Origin of the sequence: Fibrobacter succinogenes (genome assembly GCF_902779965.1) — a bacterium.
GTDB lineage: Bacteria > Fibrobacterota > Fibrobacteria > Fibrobacterales > Fibrobacteraceae > Fibrobacter > Fibrobacter succinogenes_F.
This window is the reverse complement of record NZ_CACZDK010000013.1, coordinates 53,313-78,621: the sequence shown is the minus strand read 5'-3', so window position 1 is coordinate 78,621 and position 25,309 is coordinate 53,313. Positions and strand designations below refer to the sequence as shown.

Here is a 25,309-nt window from a genome sequence, read left to right as displayed (position 1 = left end):
TAAACATCGCCGGCACTGACGAAGCCGTACTTTTGTCCAATGCTCTTGAATGCCATGTTCAACTCCTTCATAACTTCTTTACCGAGATACTCTATTAAATATAGACTTATTTTTTCGAGCAAACAAGAGAGCTCGTTGCTGGGCATTTTTCGCAATTTCGGCTTGAATTGACGGAACACTTCAAGGAAGGCATCCTTGTCGTAAGCATGCGCCATCGCCGCGATTCCAAGGCCTGTTGCGACATTTTCGCAAGCAAGGCAGTCGCTGTCCGGAATGTCCGACATGTTCACGAACGCACAGCGGAACGGCAAAACCATGCCATGAAAATATGCAGGATAGTCCTTTTCAAGCAACTCAAGCGGGTTCCAGTTATCACGTCCATTGTAAAATATCATCGCCATCGTCGGGAGTCCGTCGAATAGGCGCCCCTCGTCAAAGCGTTTCATCACGGAACGCATGTAACGCGCAAGCTGATTGAACATATTGGCGTCGCGACCGGACTTGTGTTCCACAAGGATTCCCACAAATACGGGTGCGCCCGTCAAGACATTCACGCGGAAAGCCAAATCCGCGTCACCTGTTTCGTACACTTCGGAATACGAATCCGGGATGCGGACAAGCGTATCCAAATTTACCGCAGAGAGGAACTCCCCCACATCAATATTTATTTTACCTGCAAGTTCCAGCAAGTACCTGAGATGATTTACATCTGCAAAAAGCCAACGGAAAAAAGCATCGTGAGGCTTTTTTGCCTCCTGTTTTTCTTCCATAGAATATCCCTTCTCTTATTTAGAGACAAGTTCATAAAAGAAACGATATAAGAAAGGATATAGATAACGATATAAAAATCAGCTCATCAGAACTGGTTACATATAATCTAACAAACCCGTTCAAGAAAAGCAAGGGGTAGCTTTGTCAATCGTTCATTTTGCAAACAACCGTTTGCACGAGCGTCGTGGCAACCAAGATTGCTTGGGTTGACATGACCGAGTAGCAGGTTGTTCTACAAACAACCGTTTGCAAACAAGTACATGTCCGCATGCAAAAAGACCTGGCACTAAGCCAGGTCTTTTTCACATTTTCGAGAAGGAGAAGCCCTCCCGGAACGGAGTCCGGGATGATACTCACCTTACGGATTCGGCGTACTTACCGGAGCACTTTCCTTTGCAGGTTGAGCAGCGGCAGGGGCCGGCGCTGTCTCGATAGACTTCGGAGCGGTCTCAGCAGCTTTGGCCTTCACTTCCGTTTTCAACTCTTCAACAGCCTTTTGAGCTTTTTCGCGAAGAGAGCGCATCCTTCTGGATCCAGCCTTCGATGCGGACCTCACCTTCTTCGTCGGATCCACCTTGAGCTTCACCTTCACTTCGGGCTTTACGTTCGGCTTTACATCTGCTTTTGCCGGAGGCACCAAGGTGCTATCCTTCAAAAGCGAATCAGACGGAGCGGCAGCAGTGCTATCGCCTTCGGTGTAGTAACCAAACGGGATGAGTTCCACGCGGCGGTTCTTGGCACGGCCAGCGTCTGTGACGTTATCGGCAAGCGGCATGCGAGTGCCAAAGCCAATAGCGCGCAAGCGGTCGGCGGCGATTCCCTTCGATTCCATGTAGTCCGTCACGGAGTGGGCTCGGTCTTCAGAAAGCTTCTGGTTGTAATCTTCGGTACCCACGATATCCGTATGGCCCTGGACTTCAAGTTTCACTTCCGGAATCTTTTCCAGGAGAGCGATGATATCATCCAAAGTCGGGTAACTGGACGCCAAGAGCTTTGCCGAGTCGAATTCGAACTGGATGCCCTTCTTGAGGTAGTCCAGGTCTTCCTTGCGGCGCAGCGGGCAACCGCGCCTGTTCACCTTGATTCCCGGGAGCGTATTCGGGCACTTGTCACGGTAATCCGGCACGCCGTCCTTGTCGGTATCCAGCGGGCAACCGTTGGCATCCACGGCGACACCTTCCGGCGTATCAGGGCACTTGTCCGGCCCATCAAAGACTCCGTCCTTGTCGCTGTCGAGCGGGCAACCGACGCTATCGACCTTGACGCCCTTCGGCGTTTCAGGGCACTGGTCCTTGTAATCTGGGACCGTGTCTTCGTCCGTATCCAGCGGGCAGCCGACAGAATCTACCTTGACGCCCTTCGGCGTATCCGGGCACATATCCTTGTAATCCGGGACCGTATCTTCGTCGGTATCCAGCGGGCAGCCGACAGAATCCACGGCGACACCCTTCGGCGTATCCGGGCACTTATCGATGCCATCGAAGACCTTGTCTTCGTCCGTATCGATGCCGCAGCCGTCTTCGTCCACGACTATCGGCGGGAACGTTTCCGGACACTTGTCCTTGCGGTTCTTTACGCCGTCGTTGTCGTCGTCGCCGTCAAAGCCAAACGTCCACGTGAGCTTTGCGATACCGGCAATAAGTGGCTGGGCAACATAGCAGTAGCTAGCTCTGTAACCCGTTTCGCCCTTGTACTTGATCTGGAAATCCTTGCAGTTGTCCATCGCGTCTTTGCGATCATAGCCATCCACAAGGTTTCCGATACCGATATCGATACCTGCGGCAAAGTCAATGTTGAAGAACGGAATCTTCACATTGAAACCCGGCGTGAGCACCATCGGGTCGGTAATCGGGCTGAACGGATACGCATCGTTGCCAAAGCGCATTTCGCCACTGAATTCGAGGAACGGCTGGAAATAATCGTTCACGAGCCAGTTCACGCCGGTGCTGTACACGAGCGTGTTCGAGGCGTCGCCTATGCCAATCATAAGGCCAAGAGAAGTATTCCAGGTCAACGGAACATTCTTCTTGGTGTAATCGACAGAGATGACACCCGTAAGGCCGAGCATTACGCTGTTTGCCGTGTAGGCATACGTCGGGCCACCCTCGTTATCGAGGAACCAGGCGTGACGCGGGCGGATACCCACGCCCCTCCAGCCAGTCGGGACCGTCAAATCCACAACAGCGGCCGTCTTCATGTAATCCGGGCCAAAAAAGTGCGGCGTGCGGTACTTGGCATAGAACTGCAAGTCGCCGAGGCCTCCCTTGCCCATGTGAGCGCGAATCGCTTCGCCAGAGTAATCCTTTGCGTGGTCGTAGTAAATCGGGAGGCTCACGCCGATATCCAAGTCATCACGGAGGCCAAACGCAAAGTTGAAGTTACCGGCCAAAGCGCCGTCAATGCGGCCCTTTTCCATACGGGCATCCCACACATCGAGTTCCTGGGTACGACCATACTGGTCCGTAAACAAGGCGCCACGGGTAAAAATCCAAGCGTATTCGCATCTTGCTGGTGGAGGCCAGTTTTACCCCCCAGGAGGCCGGTCTGAGCAAAGACAGCCGCCTGCGCAAGTGCGAGTATAAGGGTAAGTTTTTTCATATTCTAGTACAATTTCTATCAGCGGGTCGGGCACCACCCATCCCATTTATTTTTACCTTCGCAATAAATGTAAACTGCAAAATTAAATATGCAGGTCTCATCATGATTCGGATTAAACGCATCGCAATATTCTTCCACAGTTTCTGCTTTCTTATAACCTTGATTTGTCTTTACGTAGTATTCCGTTTGTTCGTAATACCTAAGAGTAGGCTCAGTTATATCTTCACCTACATGATTGACAAATTCACAGGCGGAACCTGTAGAATGGTCTTCGCAATATTCTGCCACAGATTGCCACATGCTCTCCAATTTGACGAAAGACTTGGTACCGACATGGCAGATTTTCTTGTCGGTTTCCGTTTGACAATCACTATAATATCCACCACAGTGAGACATACTAGAAGAACTATGCGGATTGTTATGATACCCACCATATATCAAATTTTCACCATGAGTTTCGCAGTACTCATCAGAAGTGATCCACTGATACATGGATGATTCATCCTTGTACACACAGACATAGATTACGCTTTCTTTGGTAACAGTTGTATCTTCTTTATCTCTGTTGCAAATCTTGTCGAGAGCAATGTCTGTGGAGGCGTCAACCCACTTACCATTACCATTTTCGACGTCTTTAGCTATAGAGCACTTGAAACTGAGGCTTTCACCATCCTTGAGGGTTTCGCTCTTAATGTCTGTAATATTTTTAGTATCACCTCCATCGGTATCGCAAATACCAAGCTTGGCGTTAAGGTACTCTTTTTCATCAATTACTAGCCAATCTGTGGAGGAAGAACTTTCGGGGATTCCATCTACGTTATTATTAGAAAGACATCCATAGTATGCGTCACCGACTATAGCGACATCTTTTTCGTTCATTCGATTACTCGTGCAAATTCCAAGCGTTGCGTTTTCATCCAAATCGCTTGCTTTAACCCAAGAGTATCCGCTGGAAACTCCAGAAATGTAGTTACACTTGTATTTTTCCCCTCCGTAAACAGCTACTTTGGTTTGATTTTTCATCTTATCTTCATCGCATTCGCCATAGATATCCTCAAAGGTAGGTTCGTGCCAATCATCTCTCTTGGCACTAGCGACAAACGTCTTCGGATTTTCGCCACTCTTTAACGTTACGTTGACTTCAAAGGCAATGCCGTCGGCGTAGCCACTAGCACGCTTGTAATCGCCATAGTTGCAAAGGACATTAATCCATTTCTGTTTTTCGACTTCTGGCATATTCGAGGCAATTGCACCCTGCACGACTTCTACAGAAACAGAATCACAGTCCCAACTGTTACAAGTGTAAATTACATTATCCTTATAACCATTCAAGAACAAGAAAACGCTGTTTCTTGTGCTTTCGTTGATAAAATTACCGTAGTACACCCATTCCTTGGCCCCGCTAGCAGTATTGTTTCTCGCATAGGTAGAACCGTGGTAGCTACACTTTTCGTTGAAGGTCGATTCGCCGAGGTCTTCGTCTTCAAGCTTCTGCACTGTAGCCTTGACGCGGTCACCCACGCAATATTCATCAGCAGTCGTTTCACGCCATTCATGGGTATGGTTACCGTTGTTGTCTAAATCCTCTACTGTTTCACAAACATATTCATAACCGGATTCAGTAACCACTTTTTCATTGACATAGCCATAATGGCAAGCTTTATCTAAATCCCAGTCACGCCAATCAGTAGCGATCCATTCGTATTTTTCCTGTTTATCAAGGTAATCGCATTTGTACCAAGCGGAACCATTTTCTTCCTTGACGCCTCCCTTTCCCATCACGGTTTTTGTGCATATTCCATATTTCTCATCATGATAATCTTTCTGTCTCCATTTGGAGCCATCGCATACAAAGGTTGTTTTGCTCGTTGCCGTGGCAAGTTCCGCATTCTTGGTGTCGAACAGCTTTTCTTTGCCTTCGTTTACTGTAGCGCTGCATTCACCGAGGTAAAGCTTAGAAGACGGATCATTTGCAAGTTCTTCTGGAGTCTTGCCACTTGCAGCGCTAGAAGAGGATGCAACAGAGCTCGAAGAGTTCGGAATACCAGGCACAAGAGCATCGCAAGTAGAAGAAGCTGATAGATCACATTCGCACTCATACTCTTGAATTTCCCCGTCAAAGAACGCCGATCCCTTATCTCCTTTATTACGGCCCAAGCATACATTTTCAGTATCTTGCCAGTAGCATTTTCCATTGTCGCATACACAAACGGCATTTTCATCAAGACCTTCAAAGCTATAGAAGAAGGTCGAATTAACTGCGTCAGCATCGCAAACTTGTTCCACCGTTGCAACACCTACAGCCCAAAGTGTTATAGGATACCAAACTTGTTCGTTTTCGATATATTCAAAGTAACGGAAATATCCCCCTTCGACATCAGACTTATACACCTTGCTGCTATAGCCAGACGGATCATTGAAAACCTTTGCGTCTTCGACTTTAAGCTTATAGGCTTCCACAAATCCATTCTGCAAAATCTTGTAATAGACGGCATCCGTACCACTCCAGACATTCGTTTCAGCAGTATAGTCGCCATGCTGCATTTGGTTCCACTTGAAGAAGTTCGCGTCGATAAGCAAAGCGAGGTAATCAACAAAGAACATGCTGTGTTCCTTGCCTGCGTAAGTCGTATTGACGGCGGTGTTAAAGTTGCCGTTTTCGGCAAAGACATTGCGGAAAGCGTTATAGACCGAGTTAAAACCCGGAGTCTTGTTCTTTTGGTCAATGAGGGCCATCACCCACACGATGCTGTTGAAGTTTTCGGCCAAGCCAATGTGATCCGGCACAAAATGTTCGAATAACGGATATTCTTCGCTTTCCTTGTTCTTCAAGGAAAGTGCTGCGGCAAGTTCTTCGTTGGCCTGCTTGTTTGCGGCCACAAATTCGGAACCCGCTTCGACCAGGTTCTTTACACGGGCGGCCTTGTAGTCGGTCAAGAAGTCGATGACAACCGTATCGGATGCATCGGACAAGTCTGCATAGGCGTTGTAAATAACATCCGTTGCGTTCGAGCCAAATCCGCCAAAGGCGCCGAAAGCGTTGTTACTCAAGTTCAGCTTGACGCGGAGCTTCACAACCGGGGTCGTAAGGTTCGTGATGTCGAGATCCCCTTCGAGGCGTGCAACCTTGTATTCCACCGCCTTTTCGTTAGTTTCTTCGATTGTCACAAAGGATTTATTGGCAGAGGCGAACAAGTCCTGCATAAACACCTTGCCGCTCGGGGCGAACTTTTCGTCAAGATCCGTCACGGTAAGTTCTGCATTGTCGCCACCCTTGAGGTTCTTCCAGATTTCTTCATAGATGTCGTCAGTTTTTGTTTCCTTATTGGCCTGCACCGGGAAACGCACGACAACATGTTTCTTGTACACCTTGGCGAGGTTCTCGTTCACGACTGTGAACGGGATTTCCATCTTGGTCTCGGCGTCGCCGCACTTGATGGTCACGGTGATGATAGCCTTTTCGTTGTCGCGGACTGTATCCACGATGGCGCAAGACTTGTTTTCAAGTTCAGCGTTCCAACTGCTGTAAGCATCACTGAACTTGTTGTCGATATCTTCGCCGAACTTGTCCGTTGCAGAGCTCAAGTTCTTGAGGGCGTCATCGACGTCCTTCTGGTTCTTGGCAGAAGCGCTGCTCAAGCTATTGAGAGCATCGTCAATGTCCTTTTGCTGCTTGGCAGAAGCGCTGCTAAACTTGCTATCAATATCCTTCTGGATTTTGTCCATGTCGGCATCTTTACCGTTGGTGCCGTTGGAACCATTCTTAATGACCACGGGGTCTGCACCCGGGCAGCTCACCTCGATTCCACCTGTAACAGCCTTCGTCGTGCAGTTCGAGCCATCCTTACCATTAGCACCATTCGTGCCATTCTTAATGACCACGGGTTCTGCACCTGGGCAGCTCAGCTCGATTCCACCTGTAACGGCCTTTGTCGTGCAGTTTGATCCGTTCGTGCCGTTGGAGCCATTGGTACCATTCGTACCATCGGCACCATTTTTACCGTTGGCACCATCCTTGCCTTTGGCACCATCTTTACCGTCAGCACCGTCCTTACCATTGTAAACAACACCAATCGTATCGCCACCATCGCAAACAATGGCAAAGCCGGACTTGTCCTTGAGTTCCTTGGATTCGCAACGATACTGGATTGCGTCCTGATCCTTCATGGCAATCCATTCGCCTTCAGAACACACATACATCGTGGCCTTGGACTTTACGAAAGCCATGGAGCCCTCGGTTTCTTCGTTACAGTTTTCGTCACTGAGCGAATTGACCGTAGAGAACTGCCCACCCTCTTGTGAGTAAAGCACATCATCACCGCATCCGGCAAAGTAAAGAGCCATTGCAGAAACTGCAAGCCCCAGTTTGAATGTTTTGTTTTTCATTTTTGGTTCCCAATGTTTACATTTGCTAAAACAGACCGCAATTTAGCTTTTTTTAAGAAAATCGTAAAGACCAAATACTATAGCCCATTTGTACTATAGAAATTACCAAAAACGGCTTTTTTCACCAAAAAACAAGAATTTTAGAACTGTAAATAGAGCAATCCATCACATAAAATGTAAAAACGGTGCTTTTTCAATCCATTTGAAAAAAATCAGTCGCATTTTTTACTTTGCTTTATGTATATTCAAGGCATGGGCATCGTGGATGCTCGAATTCTTTAAAAGAAAGGTTAATAATGCTCTCTTATCAAGACGCCTACAAAATCGCGACCGATGTCCACAAAGGTCAACAGGACAAGGCCGGCGGACCCTACATCGATTTTCTCCAAAACGTTGCTGATTATCTCAAAAACAAGGGTGAATCAGAAGAAGTCCAGGTTCTAGCCATTTTGCAGGATTCTATTACATCTTCGACCAACAAAACCCCGGATGACATGATTAAGCTTGGCGTTCCTGCCGACTTGGTTGACCTCATCCAAAAGATGACCTACCACAAGAACCAATCTTGGATTGACGAATACAGCTGCCATCTCATGGAAAAGGGCGTGCCGGCCGAAGACGCCACATACGACGCTCGCGAAAAAGACTTTGTGCGCTTTGTCGAAACGCTCAAGGACAATCCAACAGCGGCAAAGGCTAAGAGCGCCATTTTGAACGTCCTCCTCGAAGACAAGTACATCCACCGCCAAGAACGCCGCGAACTCAAGACAAAATTCCGTCTCAAGAAGTACAAGGCAGCCATCCAGGCTCTTGGAGTGTAGTCTAGTAAGAAGTTGGAAGTAGGCAGTAGGAAGAAATTTCTAATACAAGCCCACTTGAAACAACATGTCATCCTGAGCGAAGCCCGTAGGACGAAGTCGAAGGATCCATTATTTCTAGAATAGCCCGCCTTTTACGGCGGGTTTCTCCTTTTTGGGAGCGATATATTCTATTGCCACTCCACCACCTATTTACTAATTTTACACCGTAATTTTTTAGCCCTGACGGGCACAACCCCTAACAAGGAACACAACAATGGCAAATAAAGTCTATAACTTTAGCGCAGGACCGTCTGTCCTGCCGGAACAGGCACTCAAGGAAGCATCTGCTGCATGCATCGACTTCGAAAATAGCGGCATCAGTATCCTCTCCATGAGTCACCGTTCAAAGCCGATTGAAAACATGTTCGCCCAGACGGAACAGTACCTCCGTGAATTGATGGGCATCCCAGAAGACTACGACATCGTGTTCCTCGGTGGTGGTTGCTCACTTTTGTTCTGCATGCTCCCGATGAACTTCCTCGACCAGAACGCTACGGCCGACTATGCTTTGACCGGTGTTTGGGCAAACAAGGCTTACAAGGAAGCTAAGCAGTTCGGTAACGCTCTCGCCGCTTGCGACACCAAGTCTGAAACTTACAGCCGCATCGACAAGAACCTCAAGCTCAGCGACAACGCGACTTACCTCCACGTGACCGCCAACAACACGATCTACGGTACGGAATGGCACAACTTCCCGAAGCCGAAGTCTGGTTTCCTCATGGCTGACGTGAGCTCCGACTTCCTCGCTCGCAAAATCAACGTGTCTGATTTCGGCGTTGTGTACGGCGGCGCTCAGAAGAACATCAGCTGCGCTGGTGTGACTGTGACGATCATCAAGAAGGGCCTCCTCGGAAAGGTGAACCGCACCATCCCGACCATGCTCAACTTCCAGACCCACATTGACGCAGCCAACATGTTCAACACTCCTCCGGTATTCGCCGTGTACGTGATGAACCGCACCCTCAAGTGGCTCAAGGATTTCGGTGGCGTAGACGCTATCGAAAAGGTGAACCGTTCCAAGGCTGCTCTCCTTTACAGCGCCCTCGACGCTTCCAAGGTGTTCGTCGGTACCGCCGCCAAGGAAGACCGCTCCATCATGAACGTTCCGTTCGTGTTCAACAAGGACGTGGTTGCCGCCGACAAGGCTGACGATCTCGCCAAGGAATTCCTCGAATTCGCTAAGGCCCGTGGCCTCCAGCAGCTCAAGGGTCACCGCTCCGTGGGTGGCTTCCGTGCTTCGATCTACAACGCTATGCCGGTCGAAGGCGTGCAGGCCCTCGTCGACTGCCTCGGCGACTTCGAAAAGAAAGTTCTTGGGTAATTAGCCCAAGAACTTGGACTTGAGCGAAAGCGAAAGTCCAACGTTTTAAGGCTAAACAACGTCATTTCGGGCTTGCCCCGGAATCTCTATGACATATTTGAGAAGGTCCCGGCCATAGGGCCGGGGCTTTTTCGTTTAAGGGAGATTCCCACCCGGAACGGAGTCCGGGATGGCAAAGGCGGGTATGACAGTAAAACAGCGGGCAAGACATATTTAAAAACGCCGCCGAACTATAAAATGAAGAACCCCCTCACATTCATGAGGGGGTCCTATTTTTTGTGTTAGGAGTACGCCATTACGGCGCCTTGGAGGAGGATTTGGTGGCACGTATAACCCCGTGCCGGGCGCTTCGCAAAATGCACCAATTCACCTTGCGAAACTAAGAGAATGGATTAAGACACTCAGACGTTCTCAAAATTCCTAATCATCACATACCCAAAAGCTGTTCCATTCTCTTTTTTACATCAACAAAGATACTCTCTAAAATTGAGTATGTCAATAGAAAACGCAAAGTTTTATATTATTTATAGCTTATCAAGAGAATACCTTGCGTAATAAAATGTTCTCAAAAATTTTTCAATTTTACTTAAAAACAGATCAAAGGAAAAACAAACCAAAAAATTTCTTATTTAAACCAATTTCATTCTTTTTCAAAAAAAACGCCCCCAACCTTACAGTCAGGAGTATCCATTCAATCCTTCAAATAACTATCGGATTATTTCCAATTAAAAAAGCCCGCACGCAGCGAGCTAAGCAAATAACAAAAACTTGACGCGACTAGACGTCGTTCAGCGGCTTCTTGCCGGTAAATTTGTTCATAACATCAGGAACAATATCCATCACCTTCGAAACGAGGGAACTGTCCTTTGTAATCGGCATGATGCGTACATCGTCGCCCTTGATAACGAGGAACGCCACCGGATCAACCGAAGCGCCACCGCCAGAAGCAGAAGTATCGCCCTTTCCTTGATGGCCGCCAAAGCCAAAGCCAAGAGAAACGCGGCTCACCGGCACCACAGTAGATTCCCCCGCCTGAATAGGTTCGCCAATTACAGTTTCCGCCTTGGTGATAAAGCGGAGCTTTTCCATAAGAGTTTCAGCAAGTTTTTCAATAGCCATGGTTTGAATATAAAAAAAGTAAGAAGTAGGAAGTAGGAAGTAGGAAGCTATTTGACGGTTTTTACTGCCTACCGTCTACTTCCTACTGTCTACTGCGGCAAAGCCGCTAGTATCGTGCGCCGTAGACGCGGTCACTGGCGGTAAAGAATTTGCGTTCCAGATCCGTCCAATCGAGGTAGCCCCACACCGCCACCACGCGACCGCCAGGGAGCCTTGTCGCCATGCCATTCACGCCCTCGCCCGCATTAAAGTAAAGCGTTGACGCTTCTCGATGAATTCCCTTGGGCTGCACAATATTCAATTGACGCCCCCAGGCAATAAAATCGTTTTCATCCACAAGGTCCCAACTGCGAGCGACATTCCACTGCAAGTCGGAATCGCGGTAGCTCTGCGCGAGCACTGGGAAATAAGCCTTGACGCCAACAAAATACTTGGTCTGAATCGACGTGTGCCCCGGTTCTCGATGTTCAAACGGGAGGCTCAAGAATTCTTGCGGGAAACCGCCATGACGTGCATTCGGGAAACGACGAACGTAGCTTTCGAGGTCGCTGCGCTCGTAACGGCGGAAGCTATCGTGCTTAAAGACAAAAATGCGCGCACCGGAACGGATACTTTGTTCCAAAAACGACCCGCGCAAAATCGGCACGATTCCTTGAAAACGCCCACTATTGATATAATAGTCCAGCGCATAGACGTCACTTTTGAATTCTAAAATCGTCACATCGAGCGTATCACCGAGCATCATCGGATAACGCAAATCGATTTTTTTCTCAAGCGCCTTGATGTCGTAGTCCGATCCTTCGTTTATACGAATATCATCCATCGGCCAAACATCTTTGTAGCACATTAGCGTGTAATCGACAAATTCTTCGACCTTTTGCTCGCAGGCACACAGCATAAGCGAAGCCGCGCAGGCACTCGCGCCAACAAGCTTAGGCAACAGCGATATAAATCGATTCATATGGATAAAATTTAGCATACATCAGGTTAGCGCGATCGAACCTCGGCGTAATTGCAATACTCATAAAGGGGGCACTTGGAACAGTTCGCCGTCAGCTCACGGCAAATAAAACTGTTCGAACCATTTTCAAGAAAGAACTGCAACGAGTGGGCCGCAAAATACGGGTTTTCGGGAGCCAGCGCCGTAAAATATTCGTTGGCAAGTTTCTGTTTTTCTTGCGGTTCAAGTTCCGAAAAGTTGAATTCCTTAGCGGGTCCAAGTATGGCAAGGAAACGACGAGCGCCCATCGTAAGCGGGAGCGGCAAAGAAAAAGCTCTCGTGTCATTTGAAAGGTCCGCACTATTAGAACTGCCGCGGTACTCAAGGCCTAAACCGAGCGGAGATGGCGCTATCAAACGGTAAATCGCGGCACAAGCCTTCGGACGCGGATTCGAACGACCCATAAAATAAATATCGCTCAAATCGTTCCACATTTCTTCGGGAGAATGTTCGCGCACCCAAGCAACTAAGTCTGGATGACGACGGACAAAAAGCCCCACGCTCCAGAAAATTCCAGCCACATGTTCGAACACCGACCAATTGCGGCTATTGAACGTTTGCTCAACGACCTCTTCAATCTCGCCTGCTTTGGGCACAGGAAGCGTCCAAAGCTTATCGCCCGGGAACCGCTCGTAAAGTTTCGCGAGAAGTCGCAAAATATCGGGATACGTGCGGTCTTGAAAAAGAGCACTTCCTAATAAAGTCCATGCAATTTGCGCATTACGGTCCGGCAGCCTGCATGCCACATAAACAATGGGATCGGCGCACCGAAAAAACAACGCCACAAAAGCTTTCGACGCCTTAAAAAGCAAAGGCTCGTCGTGAATGAAGCGTTTTACAGAAACCATCGCCGAAAGACCGCAGTGCGTTCGCTACAGAAACACCGGCGCTTAAAGCGCCTCGCCCACCTTCACCGCCTGCCCAAGACGTGACTTGAACAAGTCCGGATGACGTTCGCGAATCTTCTTATCGACCACGAGAATCACCGTGCTGCCCATTTCAAAGCGGCCCAGTTCATCGCCTCGTTCAAACGAATACTGCTGATTCGGAACCCAGTCCACACGCTTTTCATCACGCGGAAGCATACCAGCATTTGTCAAAAGAGCATCATTATACACAACGCCAATACGACCCACGTTTGTCGCACCCACCTTGACCACGAGAATTTCGGAACCATCAGCCAAACGCAACTGGCTAGTCAAGCGTTCATTGATGCAGAAAAGACCTTCGATACGCTCAACGCTACCGACATTCACCGGCCAAAGCGTACCCGGGCAATAACTCGAAAGCACAAGGTCGCCCTTGACGGGGCTATGGATGCGGTGGTAGTTAAACGGAGCCAAGTAAATCGTTGCAAAAGCACCACCCTTAAAGCGTTCGGCAAGATCATCGTTACGCAACAGGCTCTTAAGCGTATAAGTCTTGCCCTTCGCCTGGATCAAGCTTTGGTCATCGCCATCGAACGTGCCCGTCTGCGAAAGCACGCCATCGACCGGGCTCACCACCTCGGCTCCATCGGCAACAGGGCGCATGCCCGGCTTGAGCTTGCGGATAAAAAGTTCGCCAATATTTGCGTAATGGCTCAGCGGGTATTCCGATTCGGACATGTCGAGCTTGTAATAGCTAGCAAAGGCGTTGCGAGCAAGCTTGCTCAAGAACGGGATGCGCAAACGCGTGAATGCACCAAAGACGCGGCTAGCGGCGTTCTTCGGCAAAAGTTTCATAAAAACGTAAAATGGAGTGTTCATGATTGCAATAATAGTAATTAGTAGGAAGTTAGAAGTAGGAAGTAGACAGTAGTACAACAGGATGAAAGCAGAGTCATCCTGAGCGAAGCCGAAGGATCCAGTAATTTTTCAAACTAATTTTAAAAAGGCTCTTGCAGTATTCTATGTCAATGATTTTCGAAATGTGCGACGTCGGTGTTGAGCAATTTCCAGAGCCTTGAGGCAAACGGCGTTGCCCATTCCTTTTCAGGCGCCACACGCGTTGTCGTTGCAGCGGTGAATTTGGAATACGTGAGGCAAACGAGTTCGCCATAGCGCGCATCCCACATGCTCCAAACAATTTCCCATTTGAATCCGCCTTTCTTGCCCAAGTCCGGATCCATCGTAACTTCCATGATGAGGGGTATTGTCAAATAGCGGAGCTCATAGCGGCTTGCGATTTTATTCAGCAAATTCGAAAGTTCAAACGGCAATTGGCGCGTCAAAGTCTGTTCCACGCCATCGCGTTCTTCCCAAGGAGTCACATCATCGAGGCGTCTGCCTTCGACAAACTTTTGCGCAAGAAGTTTAACAGACAACGTATCAATATAAGCAGAATCACCATCGGGGACGCGCATTCCCGGAAGCATCAGTTCGCGCGTCATTTTGGGGAAAGCTTTTACAAACAAGGAATCTTCAACACGAGCAAGGTCAAAGTCAACAGCATCGGCACTAAAGCTGTGGCACATTTTGCATTTTTCGGGACGGTTTGCAGTCACCTTAAGCGCAGGGAAAACGCCAACAACAGCATTTGAATCGATGCGGCTGAACGCCACCGGATTCCATTCGCGATAAAACTTTTCGTCCGTAATTTTGAGTTCAATTTCGCCCTGCGTACCGCATTCCGTACAAGGAACATCGGCCATACCATCACCAGCGCCTTCCGAGGCCGTGTCACGCGAACCCGCGCAAGCGAGGATTAACACTGAAAAGCTCAATAACATAAATTGCAAAAAATTCATAAAATACTCCAAGAGGACAAACACCGGGAATGACAAAAGCAATAAGATTCGTGCTATTCTAGCATTATAGTAAATGGGCCGTCGTTGACAAGACTCACTTGCATGTCCGCACCGAATTTTCCCGTTTCAACGATGGCAACTTCTTTTTTGCACTGTTCAATGATGTACTCGTAAAGTTCATTGGCTAGTGTCGGATTGCCTGCGCCGTTAAACGTTGGACGGTTGCCTTTATTGCAATTCGCATAAAGCGTGAATTGCGAAACAAGCAAAAGCGAGCCACCCACATCTTTGATGGAGAGGTTCGTCTTTCCGTTTTCGTCGGCAAAAATGCGGAGCGCAAGCATTTTCTTGATGAATCGGTCGGCAACTTCGCGAGTATCGCCCTCGCCAACGCCAATCAGCACAAGTAATCCCTTGCCATCAATTTTTCCGACTGTTTCACCTTCAATATCGACTTGAGCCTTAGTGACTCGCTGGATGAGAAATTTCATATATCAAATTGACGCTAAAGTATATACAACATAAATTCAAAATAACACTAATCAATATAGCAACAAAAAAACGATATTATCACCGAAATTGACCAAAGTTCAAACTTTTTCAGCGCCTAATTGCTATAAAATCACTCATCACCAATTTCCCTATTTCCACGCTTTGCATTTTCCAAGAGCTTCCTTTAGCGATGTCAGTTGCTTCCGGCTAAATTTTTCGTAACCCACTTTCTGAGTTCCGCGATAGAACGCCATGCCCGCAGTCTTCTGTGCTGCATCATTACCGATTTCAAACAAGACCTTTTCCGACATATTTGCAGGCAGCATGACCTTATTCAAATCACCATATCTCACATCACGCATAAATGAATAAGCATCACCAGATTCCATCAGTTTTGCATACAACCACAAAACTTTGCGATCCCAACCGCTGAATTTTCCATTCACATCGAACACGATGTCTATTCCGTGCGCTACCGCCTTACAGCCACCAGGAGCCGATTCTTTTTCGCAAAAATAGAAGGGCTTTTCCCGAGGTTTCATTTTTTCAAAATCATTCACACTTTCATAACATGAGGGCAAGAACCAATAGCCTCGCTTGAGCTCTGAATAATACTGCTTGGGAACATTAGTCCCGAACACCAAAAAACGTTCCCCATTCACGTCAAAGCACTCCATGTTCTCTACCAATCCTTCCGGCTTATCCGCCATATTCATTTGCTTGGAACTACCATAGAAATGAACCTGATGATTTTCACGGGTAGCGTCCTCCCAATAGCAAGGGAACATTCCCGCCGCCATCTCCGGAAGTTTTTCTTCTTCATCCGAAACGCACTTGTCCAAGCAAGAAGAACATTCCGAGCTCACCCAGGTTCCCTCATCTAGTGAATCCGTCTCAACAGTTTTTTCAACAACAGTATCCTCTACGGATGGCTTATTTTCTACGGCCGCATTTTGTGTTTCCGCAATCGGCTTTTTCTTAGGGCATTCTCCATCAATTACAATATTCAAAGTCGTTTTCAAGACTGGCGCCCTATAAGAAGGACACGAACACGAAAGCGCACTATTCCATTCCGCTTTGATCTTTTTCCCATAAAGGTCTCTAACAAAAGCCGAATCAATTGGCGACTTATTCTCCCTTTCAAAAGAAGAGTAATACTCATGCGCCTTCAAAAAATCTATGGACGGCGGGAATACTCCCCTTTTCCGTAAGCGGTCATCGCTATTGCAAATTTTACAGCTTAAATTTTCAGAAGTTGTATCATAATCTGCATTAAAGACTATTTCTTCGTCCTTGTAATTCAGAACAAGTTTATTTTCCCAAAAAACATCTCCGCAAGCAATCGAATCTGGCCACTTCCATTTTGAATCAGGCAAAAGGCCGCGAGTTGAAGCCACTATCAAGCTGTAGCTTTCATCGTTTCTTTCAAAGTAGTCGACGCAAAAATGAGCCGTTGACGCCCCATTCGCAAAAAGGGAACAAGAAAGAACAAACAAAAGCGACAAGCATTTCCGTCTCATGGCAACATGTCCTTCACTTCAATGCAGCTCAGCGGGCAAACAAAATCATCTCCGCACGAAATCCAATGAACCATATTCTCCGTATGGTGCCGAATATCTTCAATTTGCTCATATTCAAAGATGTTCATTTTCTCTTTTTTCAGCAAATCCAGCTTACCACATTTACCACCGATGCGGGCATAGAATTGGACATTCCTTTCAACGGTATCGAAATTGCAATTCAAAATATTCTTCGACGATATGGGGATGCGTTTCCCATACAGACTTTTTGCAGGTATTCCCTTGAGTACATCGGCACCGATAAACTTGGGAATTGGAATATAGACCTCTGTTGCGATAATATTTGTCAAATGGCAAGTGTCCTGTTCCACAAAATGTGCCAACGTTCTTTTCCCGTATTTTCCAAAATCCATCTCGTATGATTTTTCAACGCGCATGGTTCCTTCGCAAATCATCTTGTTCGCATCTTCATTTTCTTCATCATCCTTTTCGTTATTTCCATCGCTGAAAAATAGCCGCGGCAACACGTCGTAATAGTCAACCAGATGAAGTTCCACATTCTTTCCACCGCTCACGCAGTACTCTACAGCAGGAATCGTATCGTTACATTCGCCAACCAACTTTGCAGGAAAATCACGTTCCATCGGCGGAAGATTCCCGTTGCCGTTGGTTTCCCATTCGCCACTCCACTTTCCCCAAAATGGCATGCCATAAAAAGCCTTCAGGGTTTCACGAGCATTGCGCAGGTGAAAAGTTCTCCTGCTGAATTCATCTTTTTGCAAACCTCGACAGCAACCATTCATATCTTTGCTGCCATACAATTTGATTTTCTCTATTCGTTGTAACTTTATCGGCCTCTTCGGACAATGCGTACAAAACGCAAGCCCTCCTCCGCCACCGCCAAACAAGCCGGCCAACAGACCATCTTCACGGCATTCAATATCGTACGGGAAAAAGACCTTACTCTCCGTTTCCCATCTTGCCCGACATGGAGTACGCTCACAGGGAATTGAATCCGGATAAATCCAATCCTTGATAGGTTCATCCAGATCCTTGATCAACAAGGGGCGATACGTACTGTCGTCTACAATTTCGGCGCAGTATTCCGCAACGCGGGGCGATGCCGCAAACGCATGCAACGCCAACCAAAGGCAAACCAAGCAAACGTTACGGAGTTTCATGAGATTTACCCCACTCCTTGCAGGAATTCATCAACTCGCCAAACGACTTGATGTTCCCCTTCTGATAACTTTTGCTTTCTACTTTCTTGTCGCGTAAATAGAAATTCAATTCTGTCACACCGGGAACCGCGAGATTGCCCGCACGAATTAAATCTTCTTCTTTGAGTCCCCACGGCAACGTCTGGAAGAAACCGTCCATCTTATCATTTTTCAGGAGCCATTCCATCAAGGAATTGAAGTTCTTCTTTTGGCGGGCTTTAAAATAATAGAAGAGCGCCGCACGCGTCATCGGCACCATTTTCATTTCATCCGTCACAAGAATTTCCAAGCCATTTTCAACAGGTTTACACCCCTTGGCCGTCGCGACCGAATTCTTGCAGGAATGGAAATAGAGTCCAGATTTTTTTGTATATCGCGGAATCTCGACGCTATCGCCAAGATTCCCACAATTCCAGTTATCGTCATAACAACGCGAAGTTGTCCCCCAAAATACGGAATCGTGAATCTGTTCAGGCGCATTGCTCCGCGCGATAATATACGCCCTGCCATCAGCATACAGGCAATCCATCTTGTTTCCAACAAAGGCTAGTTCACCATCCATCGGCATGTCAGACGAACTGGCATAATTGACGACTTTGCAGGTACGGCCATCTGCCTTATAGCACGGAAAAATATCCTCGGCACCCATGGGTATTTTTATTACACCGGCATAAATTACACCGGACAGCACACCCACCAGCAAAAATATTCTCCCTATATGGTCACCGAATTTCATCTCTATTCCCTATCCTTTATTCATAAATATAACCTCTATTAGAATAGAAAACAATTAAATAAATCAAGTACTTTCAATTTATTCGAATAAAGAGAGGTTCAGCATTCACCCGACGCTATTTCGAAAGAATTCCTGTATTGTCGCGGAATCATTCGTTACAGTTAAAGCAAGCCGCAATAGCACCGCCGCTTTTGCGGGTGGCAAATCATAAGCAGCAATCGTTCCGGAAACAAGGAGTTGCTCCGGCACAATGCAACCGCGATTGATTCTCGTAGAAATGACCACCGGGATTTTCTTTTGCGCGACGATTTCTGCAATGACTGCAGCCCATGACAGCGAAAATTCTCCAGCGCCAGCACCAGCAATCACAAGCCCAGCCGAGCGTTCTGCGGCAAAGTGCAAAAGGTCGGCATCAGCATCGGCGTTAAAGTAAAGGACGGAGACGCGCGGGAGGGAACGCAAAGAGGAAACGTCGAAACGAGAAATAATGGACTCCCTCCCTTCGGTCGAGAATGACGAGAATGCGTCCAAATCGTTCGCATGGATTTTTTGCACAGTGCGGGCGTCCATGAGTTTGCCTGCGAAGGCTACGTAAACAGCACTGGATCCTATCGCCTTTGGCTCCAGGATGACAGGATTCTGGCATGACAGGGCTACCGCGCTTTTTACGGCAAAGAGGAGATTCGCGGGGCCATCGGGTTCTGCAGCAGTTGCGGGGCGCATCGAGCCTGTCAGAACCACCGGTTTCGCAGCATTTTGTGCGGCAATTTGTTCTTTACAATTCGCCCCCGCACCTAGCGTCAAGCTCAAGAAAAATGCGGTTTCTTCCATCGTATCGGTTCCGTGCATAATCACGAAACCGTCCACATCCTCGCGTTGCGAAAGTTCCTGAATCCGCTTCGCCAAAGCAATCCAAATTTCAGAAGTAACATCGTCCGAATTGATATTGCAAAACTGCTCCACGCAAATGTTTGCCACATTTTTCAATTCAGGGACCGCATCAATCAACGTTTGCGCTTTGATAGAGCCCGACTTATAGCCGATATCTTTACCTTGTTCGCCTGCGCCAGCAATCGTTCCGCCAGTCGCCAAAATCACAATGTTTTTCATTGCCGCCACCATCGTACAATCCAACACGATTCTCACCGAATCGATTCCAACAAATCTTTAGCGTTTGTTCCGTAATACTTTTGCAATGCGCCATCCGTCCCAAGTTTGCGCAAGTCCTGCAAGCATTTTGCAAAATTGCGGAAAGCCTCCGGGCCGCCGCCATCGCGCCACAAAAGTTCCTCGACCATTCGCCTAGAAAACCAATAAAATTTCGTCGCTTTTTCCGTATTCGATTCATCTACAAACGATTCCGTGAGCGATTCAATACTTGGGTATGATCCCGCCGGGCGTTCTTCGTTATTATGCGAAGCATCTATGACTTGAGCAATTCCCTCGTTCATCCAAAGCGGGACCTTTGCCTGCGTCATAGAACGCACAAACGCGTGAGTTAATTCATGAAACAGCACCGGGCGATAAACTTCACGATACGCCATCAAGTTCACGGGCACACGCAACTTTCCATCGAACACGGCAGCCACCCAATCAGGGCGCGGGCCCACACCTTGATATTCCTTATCCTGATACAGCACCAAGCACATTTTATTTTCGGGCATAAAGTCGAACAAATTACTAATTGAATCGTAGGCGACTTCCAAAACGGCAAGCGCTTCCATCACATCTTTCTTGGAGGGGCCGCCATCGAATTCCAAACGGAAATGCATGGACTTTTCAACGCCCAGTTGCGCCATTTCCTGTTCCAAAAGATTTGACTTTTCAACAAGGTAATCTAAATCCTTATGTTTAAAATTCAAAGTTTCAATATAGCGAATACATTCCTGATAACGTTCCTGCTCAAAAAGAATGCCTGCCATATGCAACTGCAAATTTGTATCGTTCGGTTCTGACTTCAAAAGTTCGCGAACATTTTCCTCGGCACATTTCCAATCGCCTGCAGCAAGGCAAGCATTAGTTTCTGCAATCATGGCTTCGTACTTTTCGAATTCCGCTTTTTTCTTTGAATACGATACAAAAAGCACAGCTACTAAAATAAGGCTAAGTAATAACAAAAATTTTTTCACAATGCAACTTCCGTTTATTTGACTTTACAATTCTAGTAAATTTCGCCCATCAGCCCACGAAACCACTGCTTACTAATTACTCACACGCCTCCCTCCAACAAATTTTAAAGTATATTTAGTTTAGGTTTGGTTATGGCAGAAATCTTTGATTACGATGATTACCGAGATATGATCAAGGATTACTACTTGGAGCACAAAAAGCACAACTCCTTGTATTCCTTTAGCACTCTCGGCAAGACGCTTGGCTTGGATTCAAGTCACGCTTATTATATAGTTCAAAAAAAGCGAAATCTTCCCGTCCATGCAGTTCCCGCCGCAAAAAAAATGCTCGGGCTCGATGGTCGCGGGGCCGCTTATTTCGATTTACTAATCGTCGCCTCGCGCACGAAATCCGAAAAAACAAAAGCGGAAATTCTGCAAAAGGCGTTCCAGTTGCGCGATGTCAAGCGTCATCTACTCAAAGATAACGAACTCAAGTATCTTAGCGCCTGGTGGACCATTGTCGTGAGAGCGCTCATCGAAGTGAAACACGGCAATGTGGACATTCCGGAAATCGCCAACAGCGTCATTCCGCCCATCACCGAAGAACAAGCGCAAGAGAGCATCGAAATTCTAAAATCGCTCGGCTTTATCCAGCCCATCAACAATAACAGCAAAGTCCGCCTCGCCGACCCGCACATCACGGTTCAAGGCGCCGAAAAGGCCGAAGCAATCCGCAGTTTCCATTCGAAGGTCATGCAGTTTGGCATCCGTTCTTTGAACGAAATTCCGCCAGAAAACCGAGACATTTCGACAATCACCATGGCCGTCGACGCTAAAGGTTTCGAAGACCTCAAAAAGATGCTCAAGGAATTCCGTAAAGAAATCCAGATTCGAGTCGATAAGTGCATCGTACCCGATCGTGTAATGCAGTTGAACCTCGCCTTATTCCCCGTCGCACTCAATAAAAAGAAGGAAAAATAAAATGAAAAATTTTAACAAGCTTCTTTATTTGGTTCCCTTTGGAATTCTCGCTGCCTGCGGATTAGGCAACGACTCTGCCGGGAATACGACGGAAATCGAAAACGCCATCGCCATTCGAATTTTTAACGAAGGGACGCCAGCCGCAAACGTGCGCTACCAGGTGCTCCCCTCTTGGTACGTCGCCGACACCACCGAAACGAATTCTGTCAATTACACTTACCAAGGCACAACAGATACCAACGGTTGGGTCCACATCGACAAACACCAGAACGGTTCGTACATCATCAACTTTACCAAGGGCGATTCCTCCATCGTCTTGCAGTACACGCTGAACAATCTCAACCACGAGTACACGCTCGACAGCGCTTCACTCGAAGCCGTTGGAGCGGTCAAGGGTCTTGTAGATTTGCCGGACTCCGCCAACTACGCCTGGGTTGCTATCCAAGGCACCAACGAAATTGTCAAGACCGATTCTCTGGGGCAGTTCGTCATCCGTAAGGCGCCATGCGGAAACCTCACGGTCAGTGCTTGGGACGCTCAAGACATGGGCGCCATCGGTCAGACATCAGCAACGGTTACAACGAACGATACGATTGACCTCGGACTCATCGAGAATCCGAACAAAGTCATTCCCGAAAACTCAATCCGCTTTATGCCTTCCGAACTGATTTCGGATTGGATGCGCCCGCTCAGTTTCCCGACTGTACTGGTGTTGCGATTGACCGAAGACAACTTCGATTTCAAGAAAGCAGCCAAGGACGGAAGCGACATCCGCCTTTACGATGGCAGCGGGAACCTCCTCCCGTTCGAAATTGACGGCTGGGATACAACCATCAACAGCGCCACGCTCAACATCCGCGTCGAAAACGCCGCAGATACCGTAAGGCCGTGGATGCTCACCTGGGGCGACAAGAATGCCGAAAAGCTCAAGGATGTGAACGTCTGGAAAGGCCTCAGCGATTCCCTCGTGAATGCGCTCAACAGCGTCACTATATTAAACTTCGAAAGTGGCACCAAATATAACGCACTTCCGGCACCGTTAAAAAACAAGTACGATTGGTACATCCAGCCGCACGACAGCGCAACGGTCAAAAACGATCTCGACAAGACACCTACAAACGGTATTGAAAAAGCCGACAGTTCCATTTTCGGGAAGAACGTGCTCCACGTGCAATACCAGGCCAACAAGTTGGGACGCTACGTTGTTATCGGCACCCGCATTGCAGAACACCAGCACGACTTGAGCAAGCTCGATTCTGTAGAAGTTTGGATCAAGGGTGATGGCGACTTCGAAATTGTGCTTGAAACAATTGTCGAATCCGACACGAACTACAAGACTTCGTACAAAGGAAGCGTAAATAAGGAATGGACTCGCGTAGCGGTCACTCCCAAAGACTTCACCAACGCCGATGGCAAGAGCTACCATGGTTGGGAAGTCACCCGCAACAAAATTACGCGCTTCACGATATTCGTCTACAACGGTTCCGACGTGTGGATTGACAACGTGAAGATGTACGGGATAAACCTCGACGACTTGCTGTAAACGCAGTTTAAACGGCAATTAAAAAGCCCCCTCGAAGGGGGCAAAAAAGGCCGTTTGGGATTGAAAACTCTGTTCGGCCAAGGTCACTTTAGTATTATCATGAAGAAGAGTGATCCGAGTCTCCACCCGATACAAAAGCATCAATTCTCCAACACTAATTGATACTATCGAATTCAATCCCAAATCGGCTGTGTATTGGATACCCGTAAATTATGTTTATTTGGGGATTTTTACCCCAAAGCACCAAATCCGTTCATTGACAAAATGTCAAATAATTGGCAATGCCGCCCAAACGGGCAAGTCCGAAAACAAACATTTACAATTAAATTTTCGCAAAATAGCAGCATTTGAGCTGTTTTTGCACATGCGGAACAAGTTCTAAGGAGCCTAGAACTTTGTGTGCTTTACGTAGTAGAAATAAAGCCCCACAAGAACTGATATGGTCACAACCCAGCTAATTGGGTAAATCACCATGAGAGAAGCGAACGATTTATACTGCGGGAACACAAAGAATACCCAAAGAATGCGAATTCCGCACACGCCAGCGACACAAGTAAGCGCCGGAGCAAGCGAACGCCCCATTCCCGAAAGCGCACTCGAAAATACATCCAAGAAGACATTGATGAACAAGAGCCCCACCACCACGTACATGCGGATAGAACCGATTTCAATAATCTCTGAATCAGAAGTGAATACGGACAGCAAAGGATGGGCAAAAATGCAGCAAAGCGCGCTCAAGACAATCGTCGAGACGCAGCCCAGCAAGAGCGTCCAGCGGACTGCGCTACGGCAACGGGGCATGTTTTTCGCGCCGTAGTTCTGCCCCACAAAAGTCACGCAAGCTTGCGAGAACGAATTGAGCCAGTAATACACAATGAATTCGTAATTGAGGGCCGCAGCAGAAGCCGCCACCGTTGCAGACCCCAAGCTGTTTATGGCCGACTGCAAGCACACATTGCTAAACGAGAACACAACACCGCGAAGCCCGGACGGCAAACCCACGCGCATAATGCGGCTCAAGAAAAGCGGCGTCACGCGGAGCTTCCAAAATTCGAGCTTGAACGGTCCCACTTCATGGAGCAAGAAATAGATCAACGTAAGTCCGCTAATGGCATTGGCAAAAACAGTCGCAATCGCAACGCCCGACACACCAAGGCCAAAGCCCGCTACGAGAATCAAGTTCAAAACGACATTCACAGCACCTGCAACCATCAGCACATAAAGCGGACGCTTCGTATCGCCTTTGCCGCGCAAAATCGCTGCGATAAAGTTGAACAGCATTACAAACGGCATTCCGGCAAAATAGATTTGCAGGTAACGCACTGCCATGTCCAAAATGTCCGAAGGTGTCGAAACCGCCGAAAGAATCGGCCTTGCAAAAAAGATGCCGACAAACGAAAGGAAAATTCCGCTAAAGAACGAGACCATCACCGACGTGTGTACGCTGCGGGTCACCGAACGGTAACTGCGTTCCCCGATGGAATTGGCAACCACCACGTTCACCCCGACAGAAATGCCCACGAACAGATTGATGAGCAAATTGATGACGAACGTATTCGCACCGACTGCGGCTAGCGCCTTGTCGCCTGCGAACTGCCCCACCACGGCAACATCAGCGGCATTGAACAGCTGTTGCAAAATACTAGTCGCGGCCAACGGAATGGCAAACCTCAGGATTTTTCTCCCGAGAGGGCCGTTCAACATATCCATGTTCGTCTTTAACGAATCCGTTGCCATACAACACCTAAAAACGGGCGTAAATTTAGATTTTCACGTGGCCCGCCACAAGGGATTTTTTGAATCAATGGCTAAAATCCTTTTTAAACGCAAAAAAGAACGTCATGCGGGCGGGGCCCAAGCTCGGAGTTGCGAAGGCCGCACGGGCCCCTCCCTGCACCCTCCCCATCCTTGGCCGACGCCTCC

The 25,309-nt window shown here is 47.8% G+C and carries 19 protein-coding genes; 4 read left to right on the top strand and 15 right to left on the bottom strand.

Features of this window, described 5'->3' with window-relative positions:
- From HUF13_RS08080 to HUF13_RS08065, 3 genes are all read right to left on the bottom strand, one after another.
- Positions 1-770 (bottom strand): Rpn family recombination-promoting nuclease/putative transposase (locus HUF13_RS08080; protein WP_173474653.1); only part of this gene is annotated, 770 nt, incomplete at its 3' end.
- 359 nt (positions 771-1,129) lie between these two features.
- Positions 1,130-3,241 carry an OmpA family protein gene (locus tag HUF13_RS08075; protein WP_304038967.1) on the bottom strand — a complete coding sequence of 704 codons (2,112 nt, stop codon included), beginning with the start codon at positions 3,239-3,241 and terminating at the stop codon, positions 1,130-1,132.
- Between the two features lie 146 nt (positions 3,242-3,387).
- Complete coding sequence (locus tag HUF13_RS08065) at positions 3,388-7,755, bottom strand: hypothetical protein (RefSeq protein WP_304038965.1); 4,368 nt, start codon at positions 7,753-7,755, stop codon at positions 3,388-3,390.
- Positions 7,756-8,051: 296 nt separating this feature from the next.
- On the opposite strand from HUF13_RS08065, the gene HUF13_RS08060 reads away from it, so the two are divergent.
- Positions 8,052-8,576 carry a hypothetical protein gene (locus tag HUF13_RS08060; protein ID WP_173474651.1) on the top strand — a complete coding sequence of 175 codons (525 nt, stop codon included), beginning with the start codon at positions 8,052-8,054 and terminating at the stop codon, positions 8,574-8,576.
- Positions 8,577-8,829: 253 nt separating this feature from the next.
- Positions 8,830-9,936, top strand: a complete 1,107-nt coding sequence (gene serC / locus HUF13_RS08055; protein ID WP_173474650.1) for a 3-phosphoserine/phosphohydroxythreonine transaminase — start codon at positions 8,830-8,832, stop codon at positions 9,934-9,936.
- Positions 9,937-10,713: 777 nt separating this feature from the next.
- Here serC and HUF13_RS08050 read toward each other — a convergent pair.
- The 11 genes from HUF13_RS08050 to HUF13_RS08000 all read right to left on the bottom strand — a co-directional run bounded on the left by HUF13_RS08050 (position 10,714) and on the right by HUF13_RS08000 (position 20,838).
- Positions 10,714-11,055: a GerW family sporulation protein gene (locus tag HUF13_RS08050; protein ID WP_173474649.1), complete on the bottom strand. Its 342-nt coding sequence runs from the start codon at positions 11,053-11,055 to the stop codon at positions 10,714-10,716.
- A 106-nt stretch (positions 11,056-11,161) separates the two neighbouring features.
- The gene (locus tag HUF13_RS08045; RefSeq protein ID WP_304038963.1) at positions 11,162-12,016 is read right to left on the bottom strand and encodes a hypothetical protein; all 855 of its coding nucleotides are present in this window, start codon (positions 12,014-12,016) and stop codon (positions 11,162-11,164) included.
- Between the two features lie 26 nt (positions 12,017-12,042).
- On the bottom strand, positions 12,043-12,903 hold the full coding sequence (locus HUF13_RS08040) for a hypothetical protein (RefSeq protein ID WP_173474647.1): 861 nt from the start codon (positions 12,901-12,903) through the stop codon (positions 12,043-12,045).
- A 42-nt stretch (positions 12,904-12,945) separates the two neighbouring features.
- Positions 12,946-13,803 carry an archaetidylserine decarboxylase gene (asd, locus tag HUF13_RS08035; protein WP_173474646.1) on the bottom strand — a complete coding sequence of 286 codons (858 nt, stop codon included), beginning with the start codon at positions 13,801-13,803 and terminating at the stop codon, positions 12,946-12,948.
- Positions 13,804-13,949: 146 nt separating this feature from the next.
- The gene (locus HUF13_RS08030; protein ID WP_173474645.1) at positions 13,950-14,783 is read right to left on the bottom strand and encodes a hypothetical protein; all 834 of its coding nucleotides are present in this window, start codon (positions 14,781-14,783) and stop codon (positions 13,950-13,952) included.
- A 53-nt stretch (positions 14,784-14,836) separates the two neighbouring features.
- Complete coding sequence (dtd, locus tag HUF13_RS08025) at positions 14,837-15,274, bottom strand: D-aminoacyl-tRNA deacylase (protein WP_173474644.1); 438 nt, start codon at positions 15,272-15,274, stop codon at positions 14,837-14,839.
- A 150-nt stretch (positions 15,275-15,424) separates the two neighbouring features.
- Entirely contained in the window at positions 15,425-16,795 is a 1,371-nt protein-coding gene (locus HUF13_RS08020; protein WP_173474643.1) for a hypothetical protein, read from the bottom strand.
- Positions 16,792-17,976: a hypothetical protein gene (locus tag HUF13_RS08015; RefSeq protein WP_173474642.1), complete on the bottom strand. Its 1,185-nt coding sequence runs from the start codon at positions 17,974-17,976 to the stop codon at positions 16,792-16,794. Before HUF13_RS08015 ends, HUF13_RS08020 begins: the two co-directional genes overlap by 4 nt.
- Positions 17,963-18,751 (bottom strand): hypothetical protein, encoded by a 789-nt coding sequence (locus tag HUF13_RS08010; protein ID WP_173474641.1) that lies wholly within the window; start codon positions 18,749-18,751, stop codon positions 17,963-17,965. Before HUF13_RS08010 ends, HUF13_RS08015 begins: the two co-directional genes overlap by 14 nt.
- Before the next feature lie 105 nt (positions 18,752-18,856).
- A complete protein-coding gene (locus HUF13_RS08005; RefSeq protein ID WP_173474640.1) occupies positions 18,857-19,861 on the bottom strand; it encodes an asparaginase in 1,005 nt (334 codons plus the stop codon).
- Positions 19,862-19,893: 32 nt separating this feature from the next.
- The gene (locus HUF13_RS08000) at positions 19,894-20,838 is read right to left on the bottom strand and encodes a hypothetical protein (protein WP_173474639.1); all 945 of its coding nucleotides are present in this window, start codon (positions 20,836-20,838) and stop codon (positions 19,894-19,896) included.
- Positions 20,839-21,012: 174 nt separating this feature from the next.
- Here HUF13_RS08000 and HUF13_RS07995 point away from each other — a divergent pair, with 174 nt between their 5' ends.
- Positions 21,013-21,843 carry a DUF4423 domain-containing protein gene (locus HUF13_RS07995; protein WP_173474638.1) on the top strand — a complete coding sequence of 277 codons (831 nt, stop codon included), beginning with the start codon at positions 21,013-21,015 and terminating at the stop codon, positions 21,841-21,843.
- Position 21,844: 1 nt separating this feature from the next.
- The gene (locus HUF13_RS07990) at positions 21,845-23,386 is read left to right on the top strand and encodes a hypothetical protein (RefSeq protein ID WP_173474637.1); all 1,542 of its coding nucleotides are present in this window, start codon (positions 21,845-21,847) and stop codon (positions 23,384-23,386) included.
- 387 nt (positions 23,387-23,773) lie between these two features.
- Here HUF13_RS07990 and HUF13_RS07985 read toward each other — a convergent pair whose 3' ends face one another.
- Positions 23,774-25,123: an MATE family efflux transporter gene (locus HUF13_RS07985; RefSeq protein WP_173474636.1), complete on the bottom strand. Its 1,350-nt coding sequence runs from the start codon at positions 25,121-25,123 to the stop codon at positions 23,774-23,776.
- Positions 25,124-25,309: the final 186 nt, after the last annotated feature.